This window comes from Lactococcus sp. DD01 (genome assembly GCF_001578715.1).
In the GTDB taxonomy this organism is placed as follows: domain Bacteria; phylum Bacillota; class Bacilli; order Lactobacillales; family Streptococcaceae; genus Lactococcus; species Lactococcus petauri.
Genome location: NZ_KQ968939.1, coordinates 696,551 through 721,757, shown reverse-complemented (window position 1 = coordinate 721,757; position 25,207 = coordinate 696,551). Strand labels below are relative to the sequence as shown.

Below are 25,207 nucleotides of genomic sequence, written 5' to 3'. Positions count from 1 at the left end.
TTGCTTTTTTTAATTGTTCCTTGAGTTCTGTTTCAAAAGCAAGCACGCGCTCCAAAGATAAAGCAAAATCCGCATCGGCAATATTCATGCGCACGAAAAATTCCCCTGACTGATAACGAATCATAATATTTGGTCGTACCTTTTCATGCAGAGCATCCTGTGTCTGTTCATTACCATAGATATACCAGAAATATTCAAGCGCTTCTTTGTTATGGAAATCATCGTTTACCAGTAAAAGAACAGTTTTAAGTTGGTCAGAAAATTCGAGTTCTTTTGCATAGGCCCCATCTTTATAAAGCGGAAGTCTGTCATACCAAAAGTGGACACTCTGACCAAAGGTTTCTTCAGCAAGCTTATTCATAATCTTTCAAAACCCATTCGTTAATGGCATGCGCGACACCAGATTCAGCATTAGATTTTGTGACATATTTGGCAATTTTTTTCAGCTCTTCTTTACCATTGCCCATGACAACTGGGTTGCCAACAGCTTCCAACATAGAACGGTCATTTTCTTGATCACCAATTGCCATCAACTCGTTCACATCTAGGAAGAGTTTTTTAGCTAAGTGCAATACAGCATTTCCTTTGCTGGCTTTTTTATTCATAAATTCAAGATAAAATGGAGTTGATTTGACCATGTTATAACGCTCGAAAAATTCAAAAGGCAAGTAGGCGATAGCATTGTCTAAAATTTCAGGTTCATCAATCATCATTACTTTTGCAACTTCAAGTGCTGCAATTTCCTCAGGCTGACGGAAATAGAGAGGCATATTAACCAAGGAAGCTTCGTGAATAGTATATTTACCGATGTCACGATTACTTGTGTAGATTCCTTTTTTAGTAATGGCATGCATATGTACACCGATTTTACGAGCTGCAGCATCAATATCAAGAACATCTTCAGCTTCTAAGGTTTCCATAATGAACTCTTCGCCAGTCGCACGTTGCACTAAAGCACCGTTATAAGTGATGACATAATCACTATAATCCGTCAATTCAAGTTCTTCCAGAATATCATGAACACCCATAAGTGGACGACCTGTTGTAATAACAACCTTAACTCCAGCAGCTTTAGCTTCAGCAATTGCCTGCTTAACTTCTGGCGTAATTTTACGTTCCGGGTCCAATAGTGTACCATCGATGTCAATAGCGATAAGTTTAATCATTTTATTTTTTCTCTTTTCTAATTAAAGGTTGGTTTGCATAAAGGTAATGAATTCAGGATTCTCCAACATTACTTTTGGAAAGTAAAAGCGGCTGTTCCCGTGAATGGTGCCCGCTAAACTTGCCACAATAGGAGAGACCTCGGAAAGCTCAATGAGGCTACCATCTTTTTGTAAAATTTCAATCTGTGTTCGTGGTTTATTCGAATTGGGACGATAAAAGTCATAAGGAAGATCGAAATTACTGTTTGTTCCCGTGAAGTATTGTGGGTCAAAGCCAGCTTTTTCCACTTGATCACGCAGTTTGTCCAAAAGCGAAGCATCTGAGTTAAAAAGATCCAGCTGTTCTTCTTGCCCTTGATTATACTCTAAGGATTTTAAAAGATGGCGGTTGATATACATCTGAGCAAGCTTAGACAAAATATCATCTTCGTTAGCCATCCATGTTTGAAAATAGGTATTCATTACACCATCATCCAAGGCGAGATAATCATGCAAAGTTTGCTTATTCTCAAAGAAAGGAACTAAACAAGGACTTGTTTGCGCAAAGTAATCGTGATCAAATTGGTATAAATATTTAGCCCGCTTCAGCAAGTTTTGGAGAATGACTTCCATGGAGCGACTTGCCGGATGGAAGTAAACCTGCATGTACATTTGGTAACGGCTCACAATGTAATCTTCAACGGCATGCATACCAGAAATTCTGAAGACAATTCCATCTTCATGAGGCGCAATTACACGCAGAATCCGAGTCAAATCAAACTGTCCATAGACTGCCCCGGTATAGTAAGCATCCCTTAAGAGGTAATCCATACGATCTGCATCAATTTGACTGGAAATAAGTTGCACCACTTGTGGGTTAGGATAGTCATGGGAAATGACTGAAGCGACCTGCTCAGGAAAGTCAGGACTTACTTTGCGTAAAACCGCATTGATTTCAGTAGCTGGTGAGGTAATAATCTCACGTGTCATGGCTTCGTGATCTGTGCCAAATAGGCCTTCAAACGTATGAGAATAAGCACCGTGACCGACATCATGTAATAAAGCTGCACATTGTGTAACTAAATTTTCTTCTGGATTCCAAGCTTCAGGATAACGCTTAGTGAACCATTCAGTGATTGTTTTAGCGATATGATAAACTCCCATACAATGAGAGAAGCGACTATGCTCGGCTCCGTGAAAAGTGTATGAAGAAGTTCCAAGTTGTTTTATACGACGTAAACGCTGGAATTCTGCAGTGTTAATTAAATCATAAATTGTTTCGTTTTCGACATGAATATAATCATGGACGGGGTCACGAAAAACTTTTTCGAGCTGTGTCATACAACCTCCTTTGCATTTTACATGCAATTATCTTGACGTAATTGAACAAGTTGTGGTTTCAAGATAAGTTTTTCGACAAAGAGTCTTCAAGAGAGACTCTAACTTAATGAAAACTCTTGCATTACTGTAATATAATTATAACCGAAATTAACATAAATTGCCATTTTACTAATAAGGCAAGTTATAGTAAAATAACAGTTATGGAAATTACTATTCGGAACCGTATTGTTATTGATGGACAAGAAGAATTTATTCGTGAAACTTTTGAAGGTGATGTTAAAAAGTTAGGGAATAAAATTGCATTATATTATAAGAATGCTGAAGAAGAAAAAGTCTTGATAAAGTTTGATGACAAAGAGTTGAGTATGACACGTTATGCTGATAAACCGGTTGTCATGCGTTTTCACAAAGAACTTCCAACGCATACTCTTTATGAAGGTTTGGGACGTTTGGAGATTTTGACAGATGGTTTTCATATGAATGAAGAGTTAAAACATGTGAAATTGAAATACCGCTTAGCTCAAAATGATATCCCGATCGGGGAGTATCGAATGAGAATTGATTGGAAATTGAGTTAAAGATGAAAAAAATATTACTCCCTGAGGAACTGTACGACCAGTTGGAGTTGTCAGGTGAAAAAGAAATTGAAGTCGTTGAAAATAATAAAAACAGCTTCACCATACGTGCTAAAACCCCCAACAAGAGAGAAGAGGCAGCGCGGGTCTTTCTAATCCCCACAGCGCTTAGCACACTCCTCTTTTTTGTTGCCAGTCAGGTGATGGGGCTGAGTCAGATTAAATTATCGGGGACAGCCTCAATCTCAACTGGCGTTTTAGTTATTGCTAATACAATCGCTTTAACATCTTTCATCATTGCTTTTATTAAAAAGCGGAAAGAGCTTTATCATACCATGTTACCGCGCGTGTACTGGCGAACTTTTCCCTCTGTTATTCTTTCTGTTTTTATTATCGTCACTTTAGGATTAGTTGCCTTATTTTGGTTCTTGAATCAGCTTTTTTATGGCTTGAGTTTTGATGTTTTTACTTCAATGTTGATTTTTGCTATTTTTTCTGGAATTTTAAATTACCTGTTAATTTTTGCTGTAGACACATTCTCCATCCAAATGATGATTAATATGCTTATTATGGTTTCTGTTGGTGGACTTGTCGCAAGTATGGCCGCCAACAATAACCAATACTGGTGGCAAAAGAACTTCAGCCTGCTAGGAACGAGTGAATCCAACACAAGCTTGCAGTTTAATATGACTTTGGTTGTTTCGGCTGCCTTGATGATTGCTTTATTTGATTATATATTTGTCTCGATTCGTGAAAAATTAGGGCATCGTATACGATTTATGATATTGCAAATCTTATTAACTTTATGTGCCATCTCTATCGCTTTGGTTGGCCTGATTCCTAATAATGGTGATGGTTTGGCGCACATTATGCACGATGTGGCGGCTCAGCTCATTGTTTTGTTTATGAGTTTATCAATCTTAGGAATTCGCTGGTTTTTACCAGACTTAGATAAAAACATGTACCGCATTTCTTATGGTTTAGCAGGTTTGATAGTTTTTGGTTACTTCTTATGGCATCCGCTCTATTATCTGAACTTAACTGCCTTTGAAATTCTTTCCTTTAGCTTATCTTTTGCATGGATCATGCTCTTGATTAATACATTAGTGAGGATATTGTTTAATCCACGTGTCGTTTATCAAGTTGATATCGTAAAAGACGTAGAAAAAATCACAGAAAAATAAGCTGTGGTTTTTTCATATACCAAAAGCAGAGCAGCTTTTTTTTACCTTAAGTAAAAGCTATGGTAAAATAAAGACGATAGGGAGGTCAAAATGAAAGAAGTAAAAGTATTTTATAATGAAAAATCAGGAAAAAATGACGAAAACGAAGTATTAAATACAATTAAAAATTTTTTTGGAAAAGAAGAAAATAAAGCCTCTCATGTGGAATATATCAATCCAGATAGCCCAGAAGATGCAGTACGTTTAGCAAAAAAAGTAAGTCAAGAAAACACAGATCTTGTAGTGGCACTTGGTGGAGATGGAACGATTAATAAAGTATGTGGAGGCGTATTTGAGGGAGGAAGCAAATCTATCTTAGGTATCGTTCCCAATGGTACAGTCAATAACTTGTCAAAATCACTCCATATTCCTCAGAATATAGAAGCTGCCTTGCAAAATCTCAATGAGGGGAAGTTGCAAAAATTTGATATTGCTAAAGTTAACGATGATTATATGATTTCCAGCTTAACCTTGGGAATATTGGCAGATATCGCTCAAAATGTGAGCAGCTCAGAAAAGAAAAAATTTGGACCCTTTGCTTACTTGAAGGATGCCTACAAAGTTATTCGCCATAATAAAAGCTACCGTATCGAGCTCAAATATAATGGCAAAACAAAAGCCTTAAAAACGAAATTATTATTAATTACGATGACCGATACGATTGGCGGAAGACAGGCTTTATCTCTTGATGCTAAGGTAGACGATGGTCTTATCCGAGTGTATTCGTTGAAGGAGATTAATTTACTCAAAATTTTATTCCATCTTAATAAGCTACGCAAGGGCCAACTCGAAGATTTTATGGAAATTACTTATTTTGACACAGATCACTTAGAAATAAGTGCCCAATCTAATAAAAAACAAGATATTCCTTATTCAAGAATTGACGGAGATAAAAGCTCGCCACTTCCACTAGACATAACGGTATACCGCAAAGGTTTGACTACGGTGGTTCCTAAATAAGTACTTTATCTTATATTATCTTTAAAGCACCTGATGAATGCAAACTTAACTGTAAATGACAAATTGAAGTAAAAAAAACTTGCATTCCACTTGAATTGAAGAATATTTTCTGTTATACTTATATAGTTGTCTTTGTGGTCTCCCATAAAGTACAACCGCACGAGGTACCGTTTAAGTAGCATTAGCTCACGGTCCAAGGCGAGTCTTACAGTCGTTTTACGGCACAAAATCTAACAAGGAGGAATCACAATGTCAAACTACGCAATCATCAAAACTGGTGGTAAACAAGTCAAAGTTGAAGAAGGACAAGTTATCTACGTTGAAAAACTTAACGTTGAAGCTGGTCAAACTGTAACTTTTGATGAAGTTGTTCTTGTCGGCGGTGCTACTACTAAAGTTGGTGCTCCACTCGTTTCAGGTGCAACAGTTGTCGGTGAAGTTGAAAAACATGGTAAACAAAAGAAAGTTGTTACTTTCCAATATAAACCTAAAAAACACTCACACCGTAAACAAGGTCACCGTCAACCTTACACTAAGGTTGTTATCAAATCAATCAACGCTTAAGGCATGATTGAAGCGGTTATCAGGACAAAGCGAGATAAAATAGTTTCCTATGAAATCTCTGGACATGCTGAATCAGGTGAATATGGTCACGATGTGGTCTGTGCAGCTGTGAGTGTGTTGTCAATTACAACAGCAAATAATCTCTATGAAATGGCAAAGATTAAACCTATTGCCAATATGGAAGATGGTTATCTTTATGTTGAAATACCTTTGAGTACTCCTGAAAGACAAGGCGAATTGGCTCAAACACTTCTCCAAGCGTTTGAAAATGCTATGCGAGAAGTATCAAATAATTACAGCCAATACATTACACTTAAAATTGAAAATGGAGGGCAATATAATGCTTGAACTTAATCTGCAACTCTTCGCCCACAAAAAAGGTGGGGGTTCTACTTCTAATGGTCGTGACTCACAAGCTAAACGTCTTGGTGCTAAAGCATCTGACGGTGAACTTGTAAGCGGCGGTTCAATCCTTTTCCGTCAACGTGGTACACATATCCATCCAGGTGCTAACGTTGGTCGTGGTGGCGATGACACTCTCTTCGCTAAAATCGAAGGACACGTTAAATTTGAAATGAAACGTGGTAAAAAACACGTTTCAGTTTACCCAGCAGTAGCTAAATAATGGTAAACGAGTCTCTCTTCGGAGAGGCTTTTTTTATAAATATAAAAGAAAAGACAATGAGGAAAGCCCACTCTGGAGGGACAGATTCATGTCTTTTCTTTACATAAATACTTGAGTTTCCTGGATTAATTTGTGTGCCTCCCTAAAATTTAGGACATCATCAAAACCATATTTTGAAAGAAAATAGACTTGGTCGCAATATTTTTCCACCTCTTCTAAGATGTGGGAGGTAAGCAGAATGATTTTTGTTTTGGAAAGCTCTTTTAAGATTTGGAAGGCTTTGGCACGCATCGCATTGTCAAGCCCATTCATCAGCTCATCGACAATGATAAGGTCTGCTTCAAGGCTTACAGTGTAAATGAAAGCCAGTATTTCTTTCATTCCGAGAGAATATTTTTTGATTGGTTTTTTAAAGAAGCGTGAAGCAGAAAATAAGGGCATGTATTTTTCTGCGCTTTTTAGCTCTGTCTTTGTCAAAACCTTAATATAATCGATTGCTCTAAGATTAGGCTCAAAAATATCAAGTGTCGCAACATATGAAACTCTACCTTGATGCCAGCCATCAGAAATCTGAATATCTCCCTCGTAGTTCATTTCCTTATTAATTGCCGTGAAAAGCGTAGATTTTCCTGTGCCATTTCGACCGATAATACCATAAAGACCTGGTTTATCAAGTGTGAGACATATGTTACTCAGCGTACAGGTTGTTAGATTATTTATTATAAGTTTCATAAGTTACTAGGCCTTTCTATAGATGTACTTTGTGAATAAGATATGGCTGATACCATAGAAAAGAATACTGCAAGAGAGGAGTACAAGAGCACCAATCCAGAGGGAGTCTCTCTCAAAGAGAAAGTTCCCAGAAGTTGGCCAAGAATTTTCACCGTTGGAAAACTGCAAGACAGTATTAATGTTTAAGTAGGTTAAAGGGATCCATTTAACGATTGTTTTCATCGCTTCATGCGTATGGATAACAGAATAAGTGACCAGCAGTAAAGCGATAATCGCTGAAGGAATATAAGCTTTTCTGATAAACTGTGAGAGGAGCTGACCTAAACTTGTAATAAATAGGATGGCCAGAAGCAGATAGAGCAGGCGCCAGAGCAACTCCTCGCCCTGAAATACATCATAAATCGCCCCAACGACAAAGTTAGGAAAGTTCCAAGAGCCCATGCCAAACTGGAGTCCAGCGATGAGCGCAAAAACCAGCAAGGCAGAAAGAATAAGTAGGAGTACAAAGCCAGCAGGGATAAATAGATGTTGGAAATGAAGCATTTTTTTATCCTTTTTCATCAAATGGTAATAGCGCAAACCGTTTGGCATCTCCATTGCCAAGGTGTCTCCACAGATAAAAGTCAGCAGGATTAGACCATAAAGTCCACCTAAGCCAATCAAAATATAGAGGGCAGCGCCGATGCTGGATGGGTTTACCCCTGGAGCTTGAGTAAAGTCTTGCCCACTGTCTAGGACTTGGTGGTACCATTTGGAAGTTGCCTTGAAATACTCATATCCTCCACCAAAAGGAACCTCTTCACCATTTTTTTGTGCTTCCTCTAACTTTTTAATTTTTTGTTCATTATAAAGGTTATCTAAACGCCAGAATTCATTGTAATTATTTACTTCTAATGCTTGAAGTTTTGCCTTATCTAACTTTAACTCATCATTGAGTTCTCTTAAGAGTTCTTCAGCGTTTTCTGGAGGATCTCCAGATTCAATAAAACTTTTGAGTTCCCTGATACTTTTTTTGCTGGCTTTGATATTTTCCTGTGTTGTATCTTCCAATCCTAAACCATTAGGGGGATGAGTTCCTACAGTTTTAAAAGCAACAAACTGAAAGATTAGGCCGATGAACAGTAAGGAAATCAGGACTTTATTTTTATTACTGCTTACAAATTTTTTTAGTATAAACATATTTTTTCCTCATGAAAAGAACGAAGGGAAACATATGCTATTTTCCCTCTCACCATTTTTTCATTTGCTTAGTAAGTATGATAAATGTAGTCTTGATAGTAACGCGTTCTGTTTCTGTTAAGATAGAAAGGTGTTACTCTGACTCTATAGCCATTTCTGACCCTTAATTCACGGTAATGTGTCTGTAGAAGACTTCCTCTGACATTGTATACTCTTTGTCGAACAACAGTTCCTACCCAGACTTGAGGTGCAGGCCTTTGAACGTCATTCGCTTGTACTAAAGCAGGACCTGACGTGAGTGCAAGAGCAGTAATAAGCAGTTTTTTTAGTTTTTTGCTTGACATGTAATTTACTCCTTTTTCTATAAATATTGATGTTATATTGAGTGCCTCCTTTCAATGCCTAACATCTTTTTTGCCTTACACTATATAAGACGTAAATACATCTTACTTTTCACTAAAAATATATCTTGTAGAATAGAAAACATAAATATCTTATTATTCTAAAAAGATAGTGTTATTTTCCCTTTCTATAATTTAAGCACTTTATTTATGGTATATTTACTCTATAATTTTGAGTTGCATTGAAGGAGGAAAGAATGAAAATTGGTGTAGTAAAAGACTTGAAACAAGGGGAAGCACGTGTCGGAATGACGCCGGAAAATGTAAAATTTTTGGTAGAGGCCGGGCATACGCTATATGTTGAAAATAATGCAGGTTTTGGTGCTGGTTTTCCAAATGAGCAGTATATCGCAGCGGGGGCCAAGATAGTGGAACGTGAAGAAGCATGGGAAGCAGAAATGATGGTTCGCGTAAAAGAGCCCTTAGAGGAAGAATATCAATACCTTAAAGAGGGACAAATCATCTGGGGATTTTTACATTTACCTGCAAATAAAGCTTGTGTTGAAAAAATGATAGAAATGAAGGTGACTGCTTTTTCGGCTGAAAATATCGCTACGGAGGGAACTTTTCCATTACTCAAACCCCTGAGTGCAATTGCGGGACGACGTGCCGTTAATATTGGACAATATTATCTGGAAAAACAACACGGGGGACAAGGAATTCTACTTCCAGGCATTCCCGAAAGTGGTATCGAGGCAGGACATATCGTTATATTTGGTGGTGGTACTGCAGCTGAAAATGCAGCAGATATTGCTTTGAGTATTGGTTGTTCCGTCCTTATTTTAGAGCTGAGTGATACACGTATTCAAGAGCTGGAAACGCGTTATGCGGGTAAAAAGCTGCAGGTCGTCAAGTCAACAACCGAAGCACTTGAAGAGCACATAAAAAAAGCAGACGTTTTTATTTCAACAATTCTGATTCCTGGGGCTAAACCACCAAAGCTTGTGAAAGAGTATATGGTCAAATCAATGAAACCAGGTGCTGTGATTGTTGATATCGCTATTGATCAAGGAGGGACGGTTGAAACTATTGATCACGCAACGAATCATGCAGAACCGGTATTTACAAGACACAATGTCATTCATTATGCAGTGCCAAATATGCCAGGGGCGACACCCCGTACTTCAACTTTGGTAATGTCTAAAGGGAATATAGAATACTTGAAGCAGATTGCCGACAATGGTTTAGAAAAAGCACTTAATCTTAGTGAATCGCTTCGCTCTGGTATGAGTGTCTATAAAGGAAAAATAGTGTCGCCTGCGTTGGCTGATTCGATTGGGCTTCCTTATACAAAAATTAAGTAAAGATTATTGGGGCTTCCCAATGATCTTTTTGCTTGCATGAAAGGTATGGAAGCGTATAAACCTTGAAATATGGTATAATGAGACAAAGATTATAAATAAAAGAACAGGAAGGTATTTGTTTGGCTAGACATTCCGTAGAATTTAAGTTGGAAAATCCAGAAGATGCAGTTTTACTTTTTGGTTCACAGGATAAAAATGCACAGTTGATTGAATCTCAACTTGCTGTTGATATAAACTATCGCGGGGAGCGCGTACAGATTTTTGCTGATAATGAAGTAGCGCCTGAGCAAGCACGTAAAGTTTTACAGGCTCTTTTAGTTTTGATTTCTCGTGGTTTACCTGTCCATAGCTCTGATGCGATGATTGCAGTTAAAATGGTGCTTGAAGATAATATCGAAAATTTCATTACACTTTATGAAATCGAGCTCACTAAAGATGCTGTTGGTACACCAATTCGGTTAAAAAATGTGGGGCAAAAGCTCTATGTAGACAGTGTGAAGCAGCATGATGTCGTCTTCGGCATTGGTCCTGCTGGGACCGGGAAAACCTTTTTGGCTGTCGTTATGGCAGTCCAAGCATTGCGTAATGGTCAGGTGAAACGCATTATTTTGACACGTCCGGCTGTAGAGGCTGGTGAAAATCTGGGGTTCTTACCGGGAGATTTGCAAGAAAAAGTAGATCCTTATCTGCGCCCTGTTTATGATGCACTCTTCCAGATTTTAGGAAAAAATGCAACGGAACGTATGATGGAGCGTGGGATCATTGAAATTGCACCTTTAGCTTACATGCGTGGACGTACTTTAGATGATGCCTTTGTTATCTTGGATGAAGCGCAAAACACAACAACGATGCAAATGAAAATGTTCCTGACACGTTTGGGCTTCAACTCAAAAATGATTGTCAATGGTGATATTTCACAGATTGATTTGCCGGCTAAGGCTAAATCTGGTTTGATTGACGCAAAAGAAAAACTTTCTGGTTTAAATAGTATTGATTTTGTCTACTTTACAGCTAAGGACGTCGTTCGTCATCCTGTTGTAGCTCAAATTATTAATGCTTACGAGAAAAAAGGAGAGTGAGATGTCTGAAGGTTATGTTCTCGACTTACGTAAAATATTGGGCCCGCGCCCACTTGTTGTTGCATGTGCTAGCATAATTATCTATAATGAAGATGGAATCTTGCTTCAGAAACGTAAGGATACAGGGTGTTGGTCTTATCATGGGGGTTCAATCGAACCTGGAGAAACAGCAGAAGAAGCTGCGAGCAGAGAGCTTTTTGAAGAGATAGGTTTGACTGTAGGAAACATGGAGCTATTTACCGTATGTTCTGGAGAGGAACAGCATTTTTGCTATCCAAATGGTGATGAAGTTCATATTGTAGATACTGTTTATGTCAGCAATGATTTTTCAGGTCAAATGGTTTTTGAAGAAAGCGAAGTTCTGGATGCACAATGGTTTGCATTTGACCAATTGCCAGAAAATATTATGCCTTCAACAAGAACACCGCTCTTAGATTTTGCGAAAAAAATGAGAGAGAACATCGAAAATATATAAGGGAAAAGAATGTATATAGAATTAGTTGATGAAACAGGAAAAGTTTCAAAAGAAATTATTGAGCAAACTGAAAAGTTATTAAGCTTTGCTGCAGATTATATAAAGCTTGCCGACTCAAAAGAAATGTCTGTTACTTTCGTTGATAATGCGCGCTCACAAGAAATTAATCTGGAATATAGAGAGAAAGATGCACCGACGGATGTTATTTCGCTTGAATATAAGCCTGATGAAGATGAGTTTTTCTTTGATGAAGATATGGATATTCCAGAAGAGTTGATGGAGGAGCTTGATCCTTTTATTGGTGAACTCTTTATCTCAATCGATAAAGCTGCCGAGCAAGCAGCAGATTATGGGCATTCCCTTGAACGTGAATATGGCTGGTTAGCTGTTCATGGCTTCTTACACATTAATGGTTACGATCATTATTCTCCAGAAGAAGAAGCAGAAATGTTCGGACTTCAGGAGGAGATTTTGACTGCTTATGGACTTAAAAGATAACGAAAAAGATGTAAAAATTTTCAATAAGGAAGACTTTGCGGACGGTGAAGTCCCAGAGAATACCCAGCGTAAACGTTGGAAAAATACGAATGTTATTTCCAGCATGGAGTTCGCAATTACGGGTATCTGGACAGCTTTTAAAGAAGAAAGAAATATGCGCAAGCATACGCTTTCTGGTGTGTTGGCTTTGATCCTAGGTGTTGTTTTGCAAATTCAAGAATTTGAGTGGCTTTTCCTTTTTCTTGCCATCTTTTTAGTCTTTATGGCAGAGCTCTTCAATTCGGCTATTGAGAATGTGGTTAATTTGGCTGCTGATTACCAATTTCATTTGCGCGCCAAAAGAGCCAAAGATATGGCTGCAGGAGCTGTTTTAGTCATTTCTGGTTTTGCCGTGATTGTTGCTGCGTTTATCTTCTTACCTAAAATTTGGCATCTTTTCTTTTAAACTCAACGGCATAAGGAAAAGGTTTTGATTTCCTGAGCCCCTCCTTGTTTTAAGACAGCTATAGCATGTTGGAGCGTTCGACCGGTAGTATAAACGTCATCCACTAGTAAAATTTTATCTGGCACTTTTACCTTTGCTTTTAAAGTAAAGGTATTTTTGTTTTTAAGACGTTCATTTCTGGTACGTGTATTTTGTGCAGGACCTTCTTCTTTTTCCAGAAGAGAACTGAAAGGAAGTTGCTGCAGGAGCGCAGCGACCTGATTGAAACCTCTCTCTTGAAAGCGTTGCTTACTCACGGGGATTGGAACAATCGTATATTCTTTTTCTATTTGAAAATATTTGTGAAAAACATGATGTAGGCGATAATCTCCCAAAAATTTGTAACGACTAAAGAATTCTTCCATGGCTGTATTATAGGTAAAGACAGCTTGATGATTTACAATAATGCCCTCCTTTTCCCAAATCTTGCAGTCAGAGCAGACGTCCTTTATGTCTGGCTTATAACAGCGGCTACAATAAGGTGGAGTAATTAGTTGAAACTTATTGTGACAGGTTGTACAAAGCCCGGGAGAAGAGTCTTTTAAGAGAAAAAGTTGATGGAAAGTGGCTTCAATAGTGTATTCAGTATGGCAAAGCAAACAAATCATTGGAAACCTCCTGCCTTATTCATATTTCTGATGTTTTTATAAGCTTCCAACATTGCTGTTGTTTTTCCTAAATGAAAGAAAAACACTTTGCCATCAGGTCTTTCGGTACTTCGACCCACTCGTCCGGCAATTTGGATGAGGCTTGATCTTGTGAAATTATGGTGATGACTTTGAAATACAAAAACGTCAACCTTAGGAAAAGTTACACCACGTTCTAAAATAGTCGTTGAGACAAGGATAGAAATATTGCCCTGACGAAAACGTTCCACAGCCTCTAAGCGTTCAAGACTCGTTGAAGCAACAAAGGCAATTTCTTCATGAGGAAAACTACTCTGTAAGTCTTGGCTCAGTTTTTCTCCCAGTCTTATTTCAGGGACAAAGATAAGTAATGGGAAACCAGATTCGCGTTGTTTTTTGACCATTTTGTAAAACTTGCTCTGCCAAAAAAATTGCGGGAGTACCAATGGAAAACCATGAAAACGTCGGGGAAGTTGTAACTTTTCGATTTGCCCCAACTTGACTTGTTTTTCCAAATTATTGGTGGTTGTTGCAGTAAGATAAATCAAGCTTGAAGAAGGTTTACGAGCTTGAGTCAGTGCAAAAGAGAGCATGTCATTATCTGGAAATGGAAAAGCATCAACCTCATCAAGAATGACTAAGTCAAAGGCATGACGAAAACGCATAAGCTGATGTGTCGTCGCAATTACGAGTGGCGAGCGGCTGTATTTCTCACTTTTTCCGTGTAAAAGCGAGATGGGACAAGAAAAATCTCGCTTTAAGCGATAGTAGAGTTCTAGACAGACATCAATACGAGGACTAGTTAAACCTACAGCTTTTCCTTTTTTAAGGGTGTTATCAATCATCTGATAAATCATTTCAGTTTTTCCTGCAGCCGTGGCAGCCTGCACCAGCACCGTTTTTTGTTGCTGATGTAATTTGACTAGAGTATCAGATATATATTGCTGAGGGGCTGTGAGTTTTCCCTGCCAGTTTAGAAAAGAAGCTGCTAAAAAATCCTCCTGAGGAAGGTGATAAAGTTTTTCATCCGAGCGAACACGTCCCATCTGAATACAATAGGGACAATAATAAGCACCAACGGGGAGTAAGCCCTCTTTTTTCTTACTTTTTTTACCGCAGCGATTGCACATAATCACTGTTTTTGAAATATCGTGCATACTATCAAAAAGTGTTGCTTTGTCTGGGATTTTCGACAACTCTTTTTGTAAAAGGAGTCTACCATATAATTCATTCATACCTTTAAGACGAAAAAAGTCGCATGTTTTCACTATTTTTGATAAAATTTATTTATGACAATTACCATAAAAGAGGATTTCATTGCAGAAGAAGAAATCAAAAAATCGCGCTTCATTTGCCATTTGAAGCGCGTTTATACTGAGGAAGAAGCACGAGCTTTTATTTCTGAAATAAAAAAGAGCATCATAAGGCGAATCATAATTGTTCCGCCTTTACTTTAGGCGACCGTCAGGAGATCCAGCGTTCAAGTGATGATGGCGAACCTTCTGGTACAGCTGGTGTACCTATGTTGGAAATTCTTAAGAAAAGAGAAATTACCAACGTTTGTGCAGTTGTGACTCGATATTTTGGGGGAATTAAACTCGGTGCTGGTGGTTTAATCCGTGCATATGCGGGGAGTGTTGGCCATGCTCTAGATCAGGTTGGTTTGGTCAAATTTGTCACACAGGAGCAATTAATCTTGACTCTTGATTATGGGAATTATGACGGGCTACAGCGCTTTTTAAGTTCCCAAGGCTTAGTCATCTCAGAGAGTGAATTTCTCTCCGATGTTACGGTCAAGCTCTTTGTTGACTTGGATAAGACAGAGCAACTTTTGGACAATTTGGTTGAACAGTTCAGTGGAAAAATTTCCGCGGCAAAAGGGGACAAGCAACTGGTGGAAGTTGATATTTAGAAAAAGGGATTTATGAAAATTTTTAGAAGCTCGTTTATTGTTAGTATTATTGCGTTGATTATCGCTTACCTCTACGCCGGATGGGATGGTTTAATGATTACAGCTATCCTAGCAGTGTTGGAAATTTCACTTTCCATGGATAATGCTATTGTTAATGCACGTATTTTGGAGCGTATGAGCCATGCTTGGCGTAAAATATTTTTGACGGTGGGGATTTTAATTGCTGTTGTGGGGATGCGCTTGGTCTTTCCGCTTTTGATTGTTGGTGTCTCCGCAAAACTGGATCCGATAAGTGCCATGCGCTTAGCTTTAGAAAAAGGTGATCCCAGTGTTCCAGGGACCTATGGTTATATTTTACACCATGCGCATCCTTCAATCGCTGCATTTGGTGGAATGTTTCTTTTGATGCTTGCACTTGGTTTTTTCTTTGATCAAAGAGCACATACATGGCTAAAATTGCCCGAAAAAGTCTTATAACAGGTTGGTCATTTTCCTGCAGCAAATGCGATAATTTCAATGCTTGTTCTTTTATTGACTGCTGAATTTATCGCGGCTGATGCACACACTGTTCTATTCTCAGGTGTTTTGGGGATTGTAACTTATATGTTGGTGAATGGCTTTGGCGATATGATGACCGAGCACATGCCTACCGAAACAGCAGGTCAGACGACTTACGCTGTGGGAAGAGCAGCTTTCTCGCTCTTCCTTTACCTGGAAGTTATTGATGCTTCCTTTAGTTTTGATGGTGTTATTGGGGCCTTCGCCATTACCTCAGACCCTATTATTATCCTACTTGGGCTAGGTGTTATCGGAGCAATGTTTGTCCGCTCACTGACTCTTTACTTGGTAGAAAAAGGAACACTGAATGAACTTGTTTATTTAGAACACGGTGCGCATTGGGCGATTCTTACCTTAGCCATTCTGATTTTGGCAAGTATCCATTGGGAAATTGGTGAGGCAGTGACAGGTTTACTTGGCGGGATTATTATCGTGTTATCCTTTATCTCAAGCATTATTTACAATCGAACACATTAAAAAACAAAAAAGTTGCACCTCTTGTGCAGCTTTTTTAATGTTGTAGGGTAATTTCTTGAATGAATTGGAGTGTTTGCTCGTAGCAGAGCTGTGCTTCTTTCGTACGGTAATCAAATTGATACTCATGTCCAATTTTTTTACTGGAATCATTAAAGAAAAGCTCGGATACAGGAACATTTAGCTCCTTTAAACGCTTTGCCAACGCTTCACCTTCTGGAGCGAAACTAAGAGTATTTCCATCCGTAATATAAGTGGGCGGATAGTTTTCTGTTACGGATGGAACCACGCTTGCTTGTTTTAGATGTGGATTGGTTTTCCAATCTGTTGTACCTAAGAGTGACCAAGCTACAGTTTTGGTGAAAGCTTTAAGCAATAAATTATTTGACTTATCATGTGCCTTTTCCTGCAAGTTTACAGGGCCACAATAAGAGATGACTCCTTTTAAATTTTGCTGAGAGAGGAGGGGTTTGAAGTTTAATGCATTTGCATAAACTTTATTGGTTTGGATGGCCGCATATTGGGCTGCAATCTGGGCACCAGCGCTATCTCCTCCAAGAATAATTTTATTGAAATCAAGTGAAGGATATTCAGCTTGACGATGGAGCAAGTCTTCTACTAGTTCGTTTATTTGCTGAATTTGGCTGGGATATTGTGCATCAGGTGCAAGTGCATAATTAGGACAGATAACAGCAACTTGAGCATCATGCGCAATCCTAGTGGCAAATTCTTTAACATCGGTTTTATTTCCTCCGACATAAGCACCACCATGAACCCAGATAATTACAGGAATAGGGCCTTTGGCATTTTGAGGCATGTAAATGTCAAAGGTATTTCTTTTTTTGTCTGAATTATAGCTGATGTCACTTTTCAAAAGGACTTTTTTCTTCGTGGACTCATAGGTATTTTGATCTGTTATCTTTCCGCCACTTTTAGCAAAAAGACGATTAATCACAAAAGCCCCAGGGCGTGGGGAGAGATTAAACACCAGCAACACTCCTAATATTAATACCACAAGAAAGCCTAACAATAAACTTATAACCTTAAATAATTTTTTCATGATGAACTTATTATATCAAATTATTTCATGTTGCAAATGATTTTTGAAAAAGGGTTCAGCAAGCTGAATCTCTCTTTAGCCCCTTCCAATCGGAAACACTAAAAACTTTAAGTCTGGCCTTGACATTTTCAGCAAAAAGGACTACAATTTTAAGGTAAAGCAAGCGACTCGGGACAGTGAAAGCCGAGATTTAAAATGGCCCAAAATCATCGCAATACGAATGAAGTAAAAAATAAAGGTGGAACCGTGCATAGCACCCTTTGTCTTAGGACAGGTGTATTGCGCGGTTTTTATATTATTTTAAGGAGTAGAACATTATGATGAATCCAGCAGAAATATTGGCTGCAACTATTCACCATGGACAAGAAAAGGTCAAACGACCGATGTTAGAAAAAGCTGTACTTGGCTTTATTGGAGGCGCGTTAATCTCTTTAGGTTATCTGCTTTATATCCGCGTCATATCAAGTGTCGTCGATGATTTTGGAAGTTTGGCAAGTTTCATCGGTGCAGCAGTGTTTCCTATTGGTTTGATTGTTATTTTAATGGGCGGTGGCGAGCTCATTACATCTAATATGACGGCTGTTTCTGTATCTTTCTTTGCAAAGAAAGTAAAATTTTCAGATTTGCTCAAAAACTGGATTGTCATCACTATTTTTAATCTTCTGGGTGCCTTCTTTGTGGCTTTCTTTTTTGCACACATTGTTGGGTTGACAAGTACAGGTGTGTATCGTGAGGAATTAATCACCGTTGCGCACTCGAAAATAAATGCAACCTGGCTTCAGACTTTGGTTTCTGGAGTAGGGTGTAACTGGTTTGTAGGCCTTGCGATGTGGCTTTCTTACGGAGCCAAAGATGCAGCAGGAAAAGTAATGGTAATCTGGTTCCCGACAATGGCTTTTGTTGCAATTGGTTTCCAGCACAGTGTGGCAAATGCTTTTGCCATCCCCGCTGCAATCTTTGAAGGTGGCGCCACATGGATGGAATTCATCCGCAATTTCAGTCTTGTCTATGCAGGAAATATCATTGGTGGTGTGATTTTCGTTGCTGGTTTCTACTTCCTTGGATATAAACGCCAAATGAATGAACTTAATAAATAATAAGGAGAATTAAATGTCAAATAATAAATTATCATTTCAAGATATGATTCTGACTTTGCAGGCTTTTTGGTCTAAGCAAGGTGCAAACTTGATGCAAGCCTACGATAACGAAGTTGGTGCAGGAACGATGAGTCCTTATACTTTCTTGCGTTCAAATGGACCGGAACCTTGGTCAGCAGCTTATGTACAACCTTCACGTCGACCTGCAGATGGACGTTATGGTGAAAATCCTAACCGCCTTTTCCAACACCACCAATTTCAAGTGGTGATGAAACCTTCACCCAAAAATATCCAAGAACTTTATTTGGAAAGTTTAGCTGCCCTAGGGATTGATGCTTTGGAGCATGATATTCGTTTTGTTGAAGATAACTGGGAAAATCCATCAATGGGTTGTGCCGGTATTGGTTGGGAAGTTTGGATTGATGGACAAGAATGTACACAGTTTACTTATTTCCAACAAGTGGGTGGTATTGAAGTGGATTCTGTAACTTCTGAAATTACCTATGGTCTAGAACGCTTAGCAACAGCTATTCAAGAAGTTGACAGTGTCTACGATCTCGAATGGGGAAATGGCGTACTCTATGGTGATATTTTCAAAGAACCAGAATATGAGCACTCAAAATTTGCTTTTGAAGAGTCTGATCAAGATATGCTTTTAGACTTGTTTAACAAGTACGAAGCAGAAGCACTTAAATTACTGGATTTAGGTTTGGTTCACCCTGCTTATGACTTTATCTTGAAGAGCTCTCATACCTTTAACCTTTTGGATGCACGTGGCGCAGTTTCGGTAACTGAACGTGCTGGCTACCTGCACCGCGTACGTACAATGGCGCGTAAAGTTGCCAAAACATTTATTGAAGAACGTGCTAAACTTGGCTTCCCACTTTTAAAAGATGAAGACTTACGTGAGAAATATCTGGGAGAAAAAGGGAAATATACAAAAGTTCTGGCACAATTGGCAGAAGAACAGGAGGCAAAATAATGGCAAACTATTTACTCGAAATTGGCTTGGAAGAAATGCCAGCCCACTTGGTAACACCTGCAATCAATCAATTGGCAGAACGTCTTTCGGACTTTTTGAATGAAAATCGTTTAGAATTTGATGCTATCCGCAAATTTTCAACACCACGTCGTTTGGCTGTTTTGGTGGAAGGACTTGCTGAAAATTCCGAAGCAATGGACGAAGAAGTCAAAGGTCCATCTGCTAAAATTGCTAAAGATGCTGAAGGAAACTGGTCAAAAGCCATTCAAGGTTTCTCTCGTGGACAAGGCGTAACACCTGACGAATTGGTCCTCAAGGGCGATTACTATTTCGCAAACAAACATATTGCGGGCGTAGCTGCACAAGAAATATTGACAAAAGTTGGCGATGAAGTCATTTCTAAAATGCAGTTCAAAACTTACATGAAATGGGGAAATAATAGCTTCCTCTTCGTGCGCCCAATCCAATGGATGATTTCTTTACTAGATGCCGAAGTGGTTCCCTTTGACATTCTTGATGTGACTGCAGGAAATACAACACGTGGTCACCGTTTCCTTTCAAACCAAGTATTTACACTTGAACATGCGACAGATTATGCCAAAGTTTTGACTGATAATTTTGTTATGGTTGATGCTGGAGCACGTAAAGCTGAAATTAGCCAACAAATCAAGAAAATTGCAGCTGAACATGGCTGGAAAGTTGAACTTTCAGACGAAAAACACGTTGAACTTCTTGAAGAAGTCAATAACCTCGTCGAGTACCCAACTGCTTTTGTCGGTAGCTTTGATGAAAAGTATTTGTCAGTTCCGGAAGAAGTTCTGGTTACTTCAATGCGTGATAACCAACGTTATTTTGAAGTTTATACTGCAGAAGGTAAGCTCGCACCGCACTTTATCTCCGTGCGTAATGGTAATGCTGAAGGTATGAAAAACGTCATCTTAGGCAATGAAAAAGTTCTGGTTGCCCGTTTGGAAGATGCTGAGTTCTTCTGGAAAGAAGATCAAAAGTTAAAAATTGCAGATCTTGTGAAGAAACTTGAAAATGTAACTTTCCATGCAAAAATCGGTTCAATCACAGAACATATGGCTCGTACAAAAGCTATTGCAGCACATCTGGCAGATATTGCCAAGCTGACAGAAACTGAAAAGACGGATGTGGCGCGTGCAGCAGATATTTACAAATTTGACCTTTTGACAGGTATGGTTGGTGAATTTGATGAACTTCAAGGCGTTATGGGTGAAAAATATGCTCTTCTTGCAGGAGAGAATGGCAACGTAGCAGCAGCAGTTCGTGAGCATTATATGCCGGTATCTGCTGAAGGAGATTTGCCGGAAACTGCTGTCGGAAGTGTTTTGGCTGCTGCAGATAAAATCGACAGCATTCTTTCGTTCTTTAGCGCAGGCTTAATTCCTTCAGGCTCAAATGACCCTTACGCTTTGCGTCGTGCAGCGCAAGGATTGACACGTATTATTGAGAAATTCAACTGGCACTTTGACTTTTCTGAGTTTATCGCCGCACTTGATTATGAAAATAAAGAGCAAGTTATTGATTTCCTCAAAGGGCGTGTGCAAAAATTTCTACTGGATAAGAAAATCCGTCACGATATTGTTGAAGCAACAATTGCGGCAGATACAATGGATATTGCTAATATGATGGAAATTGCGCCAATGCTTAACAGTCATAAGGACGAAGAAACTTTTAAACCAGCTATTGAAAATATTTCACGTGTGATCAACTTGGCGAAAAAAGCCGATCATGTCGGAACGGTTTCTTCTGAGCTCTTTGAGAACGATGCTGAAGGCATGCTTTACGAAGCTACAGAAGAACTTAAAGCAGGTTGGGCAAACTTGTCTGCCTCTGAAAAATATGATATTCTTGTCAACAAAGGTGTTCCAGCCATTAACAATTTCTTTGAAAATGTAATGGTTATGGCAGAAGATGAAAAAGTACGTCACAATCGTCTGGCCTTGCTTACAGAGCTGTCAGCACTTACCGGAACAATGGCTGACTTTAGTTTAATCAATACAAAATAAGGAGGATATTGGTCTTATGGCAATCACAAATGAACAAGTGGAACGTATCAATGAACTTGCACGTAAACACAAAGCAGAAGGACTAACAGAAGCCGAAACTGCAGAACGTGCTGAATTGCGCCGTATCTATCTTGATAGCGTACGTGAAAATCTCCGCGGTCAAGTTGAAGCAGTAAAATTGGTGGATGAAGATGGCAAAGACATCACACCAGAAAAGCTTAAAGACATTCAACGCGCCAAAGGTATGCGCGATTAAAAGTGGTCGAGCTTTGTGCTCGGCCTGTTTTTAATACGCTCCCAGATCTGCTCCTGAAGGAGCTCATGTTAGACGACAATTCCCAGCGGAATTGCCTGAACATTTTATTAGGCAGGATCAATTTTTTGATTTCTGCATTATTGCTATTATTATACAGGTAAGGGGAATTACTTTTAATGAAAAATATAAAAATTGGAATCTCAAGATGGGCTGTACTTTATGCCGTATTAGCTCTTGTGATTGGGGTAATCATCGGAGCTGTCGATGCTTTATTTGGGCGTGGCTTGATTTATATTACGGAGACACGTGACGCAAATCCCTTGTATTTTCTTCCTTTTTTGGCTTTAGCTGGTCTTTTGATTGTGTATGTCTACCAACGTTTTGGTAAAGACAGTCAAAAAGGAATGGGGTTGATTTTTGAAGCGGGAAATAAAGGACGAGAAGATATTCCTAAGCGTTTAGTGCCCTTGATTATCTTTTCAACTTGGCTATCGCACCTTTTTGGTGCCAGTGTTGGTCGAGAAGGTGTAGCTGTCCAGATTGGTGCCATGATTGGTCATACAGTCGGTGGGAAATTATCTTCCAAGGAAGCACAAAAAGTGCTTTTGATTACGGGGATGGCAGCCGGTTTTGCCGGTCTCTTTCAAACACCGATTGCTGCAACTTTCTTTGCTATTGAAATCCTGATGGTGGGCAAGATTGAATATATCGCACTTTTCCCAGCTTTGGTTGGTTCCTATGCGGCCAGTGCGACATCTCATGCTTTAGGTTTAGAAAAATTTTCCTTTGCGGTCAATACCGACTTAAATGTTGATCCGTTGGTACTTCTGAAGCTGCTCGTTGTGGCAATTTGCTTTGGCTTGGTGGGTCGCATCTTTGCGCAAGGCTTAGCCTTTATGAAGACTTATATGGCAAATAAACTCACTAATCCTTATCGCCGTATCTTACTTATGGGACTGATTTTGAGCTTGGGTCTCATCTTCATCCATCTTGATCGTTATGCAGGCCTAGGGACGAATCTGATTTCGATGAGTTTTAATGGAGAACATATCAATGCCTATGATTGGCTTCTGAAATTGCTCTTCACTGTCTTAAGTATCTCAGCCGGTTTCCAAGGTGGAGAAGTAACACCGCTCTTTGCGATTGGTGCAAGTTTGGGCGCGACCTTAGCCTTACTTTTGGGCTTGCCTGTTGGCTTGGTCGCTGCTGCTGGCTATGTTTCAGTCTTTTCATCAGCAACCAACTCATATTTTGCTTCAATCTTCATTGCTGCAGAAGTCTTTGGCTTTGGTACGGTACAATATATACTGCCAATCGTGACCATTGCCTATATTCTCAATGGGAATGCTTCGATCTATGCACAAGGGAAACTTAACTTGGAGGTTTAAAAAAGAATAAGGCTTTTGGTCTTATTCTTTTTATTGTCTATTTTCCTATGTCCAGAATGAGCAATTTTTAATCACAAAATATAACGAAGTGATAAAATAGAAAGAGAATATGAAAACGCCTACGAAAAATGTTGGCTTAGAAAAGAAGAGGAGCAGCTGTGAATATCGAAGCTTTACTTGAAAAAAAAGAGCAAATACAGGTTAAGATTCTACGTCAGTTGGTCCTCAAACGGGATAAGATAACCGCGCAAGAACTGTGTGAGGGGGTAAATCTCTCTCGACCTTCGATTGAAAGCTACTTAGAGGACATTTCTTATCTGGGACAGATGATGGGAAAACCTATGGAAGTGATGCGCCAGGACAATAAACTTGCCCTAAATATGGTAGAGTCTCAAAGTTTAGATGAAGTCATCAGCTTTTTAATCCAAGATAGCATTAAGTATCGCTTACTTCTCTTGCTTTTAGAACAAAAAAATTACATGATTTTTGAACTAGCAGAAGCCTTACTGGTCAGTGAATCAACCTTGTTCCGCAAAATAAAAGAGCTGAATAAACTTTTAGCCGAGTTTGAGCTTCAAATCAAAAATAATAAGCTGGTGGGCGAAGAAAGCCAGATTCGTTATTTTTACTACTTGTTGTTTGATTCGCTTCATCCTACATTTCGCCCAGACTTGCTTCAAGTCACGAAGTTTCAAGTTGATTTTATCTTGCAACTCGAAGAAACCTTAAAAGTAACCTTTTCGGCAAGCAGCCAAGATAAACTTTACCGTTGGTTAGCCATTACAGAAAAAAGGCGTAAACTTACAGATATCCAAGTCACTCAATCTTTGGAAATGAAGAAAACCTACCAAGACGATCACCTTTATCAGCTGTTGGACTCTCTTTTTTATCAATACATTTATGATAAACAGAGCAAGAATAATTGTGAGACAATCTTTTTCTACAGTTTTCTCCTGTCTTTTTTCATCTTAGATAAGGAAAGTTATTACCGCTTTGATATTTTCCGCAGTAAAAAAATTCCCACCGTTCTCTTGAATATTTCTTTAAGAGAACGTATGTTGAACCACTATCGTCCCCATCGTTTAGGGTTTGAAGAGGAAAAAGCCATCAGTTATCAGCTGGCACAAGTCAATAATAAATTTGCCTTTTTCCATGGCAGTCTCTTTACAAAGAGCCAAGAAGCTTTGCTTAGTCATGAGCAAAAATGGGTCGATAAGAGTTTTCAAGATTTGCTGGATAATCTCAAAGATATCGCCTTAAGTTATATTCCCAAAACGCAGGATTTGCCTGAACTCCTCTTTGGCTATCGCAATGCTTTGATGTTGCTGGAACTTTTATCTGCCCAACAACTGACAGTGGCTTATGACTTGTCTGATACTCCAGCCTATCAAATCCCCATGGAACATTATCTTAAAAATCGTCTCAGAGCAGTGGAAAAGATAAAACTGGAACATTACCATGAGGGACAGAGCTATGACTTGCTTATCTCAAGTAAAAGAAATGACAGTCGAAAGTTTGTCTATGTCCTTTCCGAGTTTTCCAGTGAGTATGACTTTGAAGAGCTCTTATCACGCATCGAAAACTTAAAAAAAGCCAAATTTCAAAAGAAAGCAATTCTAAACTAAGAATACATCAGAGCAAGAGGGACATATCCCTCTTTTTGTGTTGCTGAGGATATGATTTTGTATTTACTAAGAAAAATATTACAATTGTATTATATAAATGTTAACAAAGTTACCTAAATAACTAAAACACTTGACGAGGTAATGTGATGGTCTATAATTCAAGAGCAGAGCAGACGGTAATTTTCCGTTCCACAGTTCTAAGTTTTTTCTACCTTGAAGGAAGGAGAAGCTTATGAATGCAGATAAAAAACACAGACTGCGCAATATCGCCCTTTTGGTATTGGTTGGCTTGATTGGGGGCACTTTTGCCTTTGCGGCCTTTAACCAACAAGCCATTAATGACCGTTTGCGGGAAAATCCAGCACCAGTTGGCGCTCGGGTGCATGATTACTTCCACCGTCAGACAGAAAATAAGGATGTCTTTGTCGAAAATTACGGTCAAGAACCCATCATGGCAAGAATTCGTCTGTCGGAGTTCATGGAGTATCAAAAACGCGGTCAGACAGGCTGGACACAAGTGGCAGGCGGTGATCGTCATGAGTCGAGAACTTGGACCATCTATAGACCAGAAGCAGGTGATATTAATAGCCGTTCAGCTGTTGATGGTTCAT

At 39.0% G+C, this 25,207-nt stretch carries 26 protein-coding genes, 2 pseudogenes and 1 other annotated feature; of the genes and pseudogenes, 20 read left to right on the top strand and 8 right to left on the bottom strand.

The window, feature by feature from the left end; translation table 11 throughout:
• The 3 genes from LACDD01_RS03505 to LACDD01_RS03495 form a co-directional block, all read right to left on the bottom strand.
• The coding region (locus LACDD01_RS03505) for a hypothetical protein (protein WP_061413222.1) at positions 1 to 361 on the bottom strand (361 nt) is incomplete at its 3' end.
• Positions 354 to 1,166 (bottom strand): sugar-phosphatase, encoded by an 813-nt coding sequence (yidA, locus tag LACDD01_RS03500; RefSeq protein WP_061413221.1) that lies wholly within the window; start codon positions 1,164 to 1,166, stop codon positions 354 to 356. The genes LACDD01_RS03505 and yidA, both read right to left, overlap by 8 nt.
• A 21-nt stretch (positions 1,167 to 1,187) precedes the next feature.
• Positions 1,188 to 2,486, bottom strand: coding sequence for an HD domain-containing protein (locus LACDD01_RS03495; RefSeq protein WP_061413220.1), 1,299 nt, complete (start codon positions 2,484 to 2,486; stop codon positions 1,188 to 1,190).
• Between the two features lie 200 nt (positions 2,487 to 2,686).
• On the opposite strand from LACDD01_RS03495, the gene LACDD01_RS03490 reads away from it, so the two are divergent.
• The 6 genes from LACDD01_RS03490 (at position 2,687) to rpmA (ending at position 6,433) form a co-directional block, all read left to right on the top strand.
• Entirely contained in the window at positions 2,687 to 3,064 is a 378-nt protein-coding gene (locus tag LACDD01_RS03490; RefSeq protein ID WP_019292782.1) for a YwiB family protein, read from the top strand.
• A 2-nt stretch (positions 3,065 to 3,066) separates the two neighbouring features.
• Positions 3,067 to 4,245 carry a DUF998 domain-containing protein gene (locus LACDD01_RS03485; RefSeq protein ID WP_029345738.1) on the top strand — a complete coding sequence of 393 codons (1,179 nt, stop codon included), beginning with the start codon at positions 3,067 to 3,069 and terminating at the stop codon, positions 4,243 to 4,245.
• 90 nt (positions 4,246 to 4,335) lie between these two features.
• A complete protein-coding gene (locus LACDD01_RS03480; protein ID WP_061413219.1) occupies positions 4,336 to 5,244 on the top strand; it encodes a diacylglycerol/lipid kinase family protein in 909 nt (302 codons plus the stop codon).
• A 143-nt stretch (positions 5,245 to 5,387) separates the two neighbouring features.
• Positions 5,388 to 5,460, top strand: a sequence feature (ribosomal protein L21 leader region).
• Between the two features lie 33 nt (positions 5,461 to 5,493).
• Positions 5,494 to 5,808 carry a 50S ribosomal protein L21 gene (rplU, locus tag LACDD01_RS03475; protein ID WP_003136338.1) on the top strand — a complete coding sequence of 105 codons (315 nt, stop codon included), beginning with the start codon at positions 5,494 to 5,496 and terminating at the stop codon, positions 5,806 to 5,808.
• A 3-nt stretch (positions 5,809 to 5,811) separates the two neighbouring features.
• Positions 5,812 to 6,156, top strand: coding sequence for a ribosomal-processing cysteine protease Prp (locus LACDD01_RS03470; RefSeq protein WP_004257958.1), 345 nt, complete (start codon positions 5,812 to 5,814; stop codon positions 6,154 to 6,156).
• A complete protein-coding gene (gene rpmA, locus LACDD01_RS03465) occupies positions 6,149 to 6,433 on the top strand; it encodes a 50S ribosomal protein L27 (protein ID WP_004257956.1) in 285 nt (94 codons plus the stop codon). Before LACDD01_RS03470 ends, rpmA begins: the two co-directional genes overlap by 8 nt.
• 99 nt (positions 6,434 to 6,532) lie before the next feature.
• On the opposite strand, the gene LACDD01_RS03460 is transcribed toward rpmA, so the two are convergent.
• Positions 6,533 to 7,165: an ATP-binding cassette domain-containing protein gene (locus tag LACDD01_RS03460; RefSeq protein ID WP_082779262.1), complete on the bottom strand. Its 633-nt coding sequence runs from the start codon at positions 7,163 to 7,165 to the stop codon at positions 6,533 to 6,535.
• Positions 7,166 to 7,171: 6 nt separating this feature from the next.
• Entirely contained in the window at positions 7,172 to 8,344 is a 1,173-nt protein-coding gene (locus tag LACDD01_RS03455; protein ID WP_061413217.1) for a hypothetical protein, read from the bottom strand.
• A gap of 598 nt (positions 8,345 to 8,942) precedes the next feature.
• Between LACDD01_RS03455 and ald the strand changes: the two genes are divergently transcribed.
• From ald to LACDD01_RS03425, 5 genes are all read left to right on the top strand, one after another.
• On the top strand, positions 8,943 to 10,049 hold the full coding sequence (gene ald, locus LACDD01_RS03445) for an alanine dehydrogenase (protein ID WP_061413215.1): 1,107 nt from the start codon (positions 8,943 to 8,945) through the stop codon (positions 10,047 to 10,049).
• Positions 10,050 to 10,168: 119 nt separating this feature from the next.
• The gene (locus LACDD01_RS03440) at positions 10,169 to 11,128 is read left to right on the top strand and encodes a PhoH family protein (RefSeq protein WP_004257953.1); all 960 of its coding nucleotides are present in this window, start codon (positions 10,169 to 10,171) and stop codon (positions 11,126 to 11,128) included.
• 1 nt (position 11,129) lies between these two features.
• On the top strand, positions 11,130 to 11,603 hold the full coding sequence (locus LACDD01_RS03435) for an NUDIX hydrolase (RefSeq protein WP_019292774.1): 474 nt from the start codon (positions 11,130 to 11,132) through the stop codon (positions 11,601 to 11,603).
• Positions 11,604 to 11,612: 9 nt separating this feature from the next.
• Positions 11,613 to 12,101, top strand: coding sequence for an rRNA maturation RNase YbeY (gene ybeY, locus LACDD01_RS03430; RefSeq protein ID WP_019293561.1), 489 nt, complete (start codon positions 11,613 to 11,615; stop codon positions 12,099 to 12,101).
• Entirely contained in the window at positions 12,085 to 12,546 is a 462-nt protein-coding gene (locus LACDD01_RS03425; RefSeq protein WP_061413214.1) for a diacylglycerol kinase family protein, read from the top strand. Before ybeY ends, LACDD01_RS03425 begins: the two co-directional genes overlap by 17 nt.
• A gap of 2 nt (positions 12,547 to 12,548) precedes the next feature.
• Here the strand turns inward: LACDD01_RS03425 and LACDD01_RS03420 are convergent, their stop codons facing one another.
• The gene (locus LACDD01_RS03420) at positions 12,549 to 13,193 is read right to left on the bottom strand and encodes a ComF family protein (RefSeq protein ID WP_061413213.1); all 645 of its coding nucleotides are present in this window, start codon (positions 13,191 to 13,193) and stop codon (positions 12,549 to 12,551) included.
• A complete protein-coding gene (locus tag LACDD01_RS03415) occupies positions 13,190 to 14,446 on the bottom strand; it encodes an ATP-dependent helicase ComFA (RefSeq protein ID WP_061413212.1) in 1,257 nt (418 codons plus the stop codon). Before LACDD01_RS03415 ends, LACDD01_RS03420 begins: the two co-directional genes overlap by 4 nt.
• A gap of 54 nt (positions 14,447 to 14,500) precedes the next feature.
• Between LACDD01_RS03415 and LACDD01_RS03410 the strand changes: the two are divergent.
• Together LACDD01_RS03410 and LACDD01_RS03405 are read left to right on the top strand one after the other, a co-directional pair.
• Positions 14,501 to 15,123: pseudogene (locus LACDD01_RS03410) on the top strand (YigZ family protein).
• 12 nt (positions 15,124 to 15,135) lie between these two features.
• Positions 15,136 to 16,158: pseudogene (locus LACDD01_RS03405) on the top strand (DUF475 domain-containing protein).
• Positions 16,159 to 16,192: 34 nt separating this feature from the next.
• On the opposite strand, the gene LACDD01_RS03400 reads toward LACDD01_RS03405, so the two are convergent.
• The gene (locus LACDD01_RS03400; RefSeq protein ID WP_061413211.1) at positions 16,193 to 17,215 is read right to left on the bottom strand and encodes an alpha/beta hydrolase; all 1,023 of its coding nucleotides are present in this window, start codon (positions 17,213 to 17,215) and stop codon (positions 16,193 to 16,195) included.
• Between the two features lie 317 nt (positions 17,216 to 17,532).
• On the opposite strand from LACDD01_RS03400, the gene LACDD01_RS03395 reads away from it, so the two are divergent.
• The 7 genes from LACDD01_RS03395 to LACDD01_RS12020 form a co-directional block, all read left to right on the top strand.
• Positions 17,533 to 18,312, top strand: a complete 780-nt coding sequence (locus LACDD01_RS03395; RefSeq protein ID WP_019292766.1) for a formate/nitrite transporter family protein — start codon at positions 17,533 to 17,535, stop codon at positions 18,310 to 18,312.
• A 13-nt stretch (positions 18,313 to 18,325) separates the two neighbouring features.
• Positions 18,326 to 19,294 (top strand): glycine--tRNA ligase subunit alpha, encoded by a 969-nt coding sequence (gene glyQ, locus LACDD01_RS03390; protein WP_019292765.1) that lies wholly within the window; start codon positions 18,326 to 18,328, stop codon positions 19,292 to 19,294.
• Positions 19,294 to 21,327, top strand: coding sequence for a glycine--tRNA ligase subunit beta (glyS, locus tag LACDD01_RS03385; protein WP_061413210.1), 2,034 nt, complete (start codon positions 19,294 to 19,296; stop codon positions 21,325 to 21,327). The genes glyQ and glyS overlap by 1 nt, the downstream gene beginning before the upstream one ends.
• A gap of 16 nt (positions 21,328 to 21,343) precedes the next feature.
• Positions 21,344 to 21,583, top strand: coding sequence for a DUF896 domain-containing protein (locus tag LACDD01_RS03380; protein WP_004257921.1), 240 nt, complete (start codon positions 21,344 to 21,346; stop codon positions 21,581 to 21,583).
• Between the two features lie 176 nt (positions 21,584 to 21,759).
• Positions 21,760 to 22,971: a chloride channel protein gene (locus LACDD01_RS03375; RefSeq protein WP_061413209.1), complete on the top strand. Its 1,212-nt coding sequence runs from the start codon at positions 21,760 to 21,762 to the stop codon at positions 22,969 to 22,971.
• A 158-nt stretch (positions 22,972 to 23,129) separates the two neighbouring features.
• A complete protein-coding gene (locus LACDD01_RS03370) occupies positions 23,130 to 24,596 on the top strand; it encodes a helix-turn-helix domain-containing protein (RefSeq protein ID WP_061413208.1) in 1,467 nt (488 codons plus the stop codon).
• A gap of 232 nt (positions 24,597 to 24,828) precedes the next feature.
• The coding region (locus tag LACDD01_RS12020) for a hypothetical protein (protein WP_082779261.1) at positions 24,829 to 25,207 on the top strand (379 nt) is incomplete at its 3' end.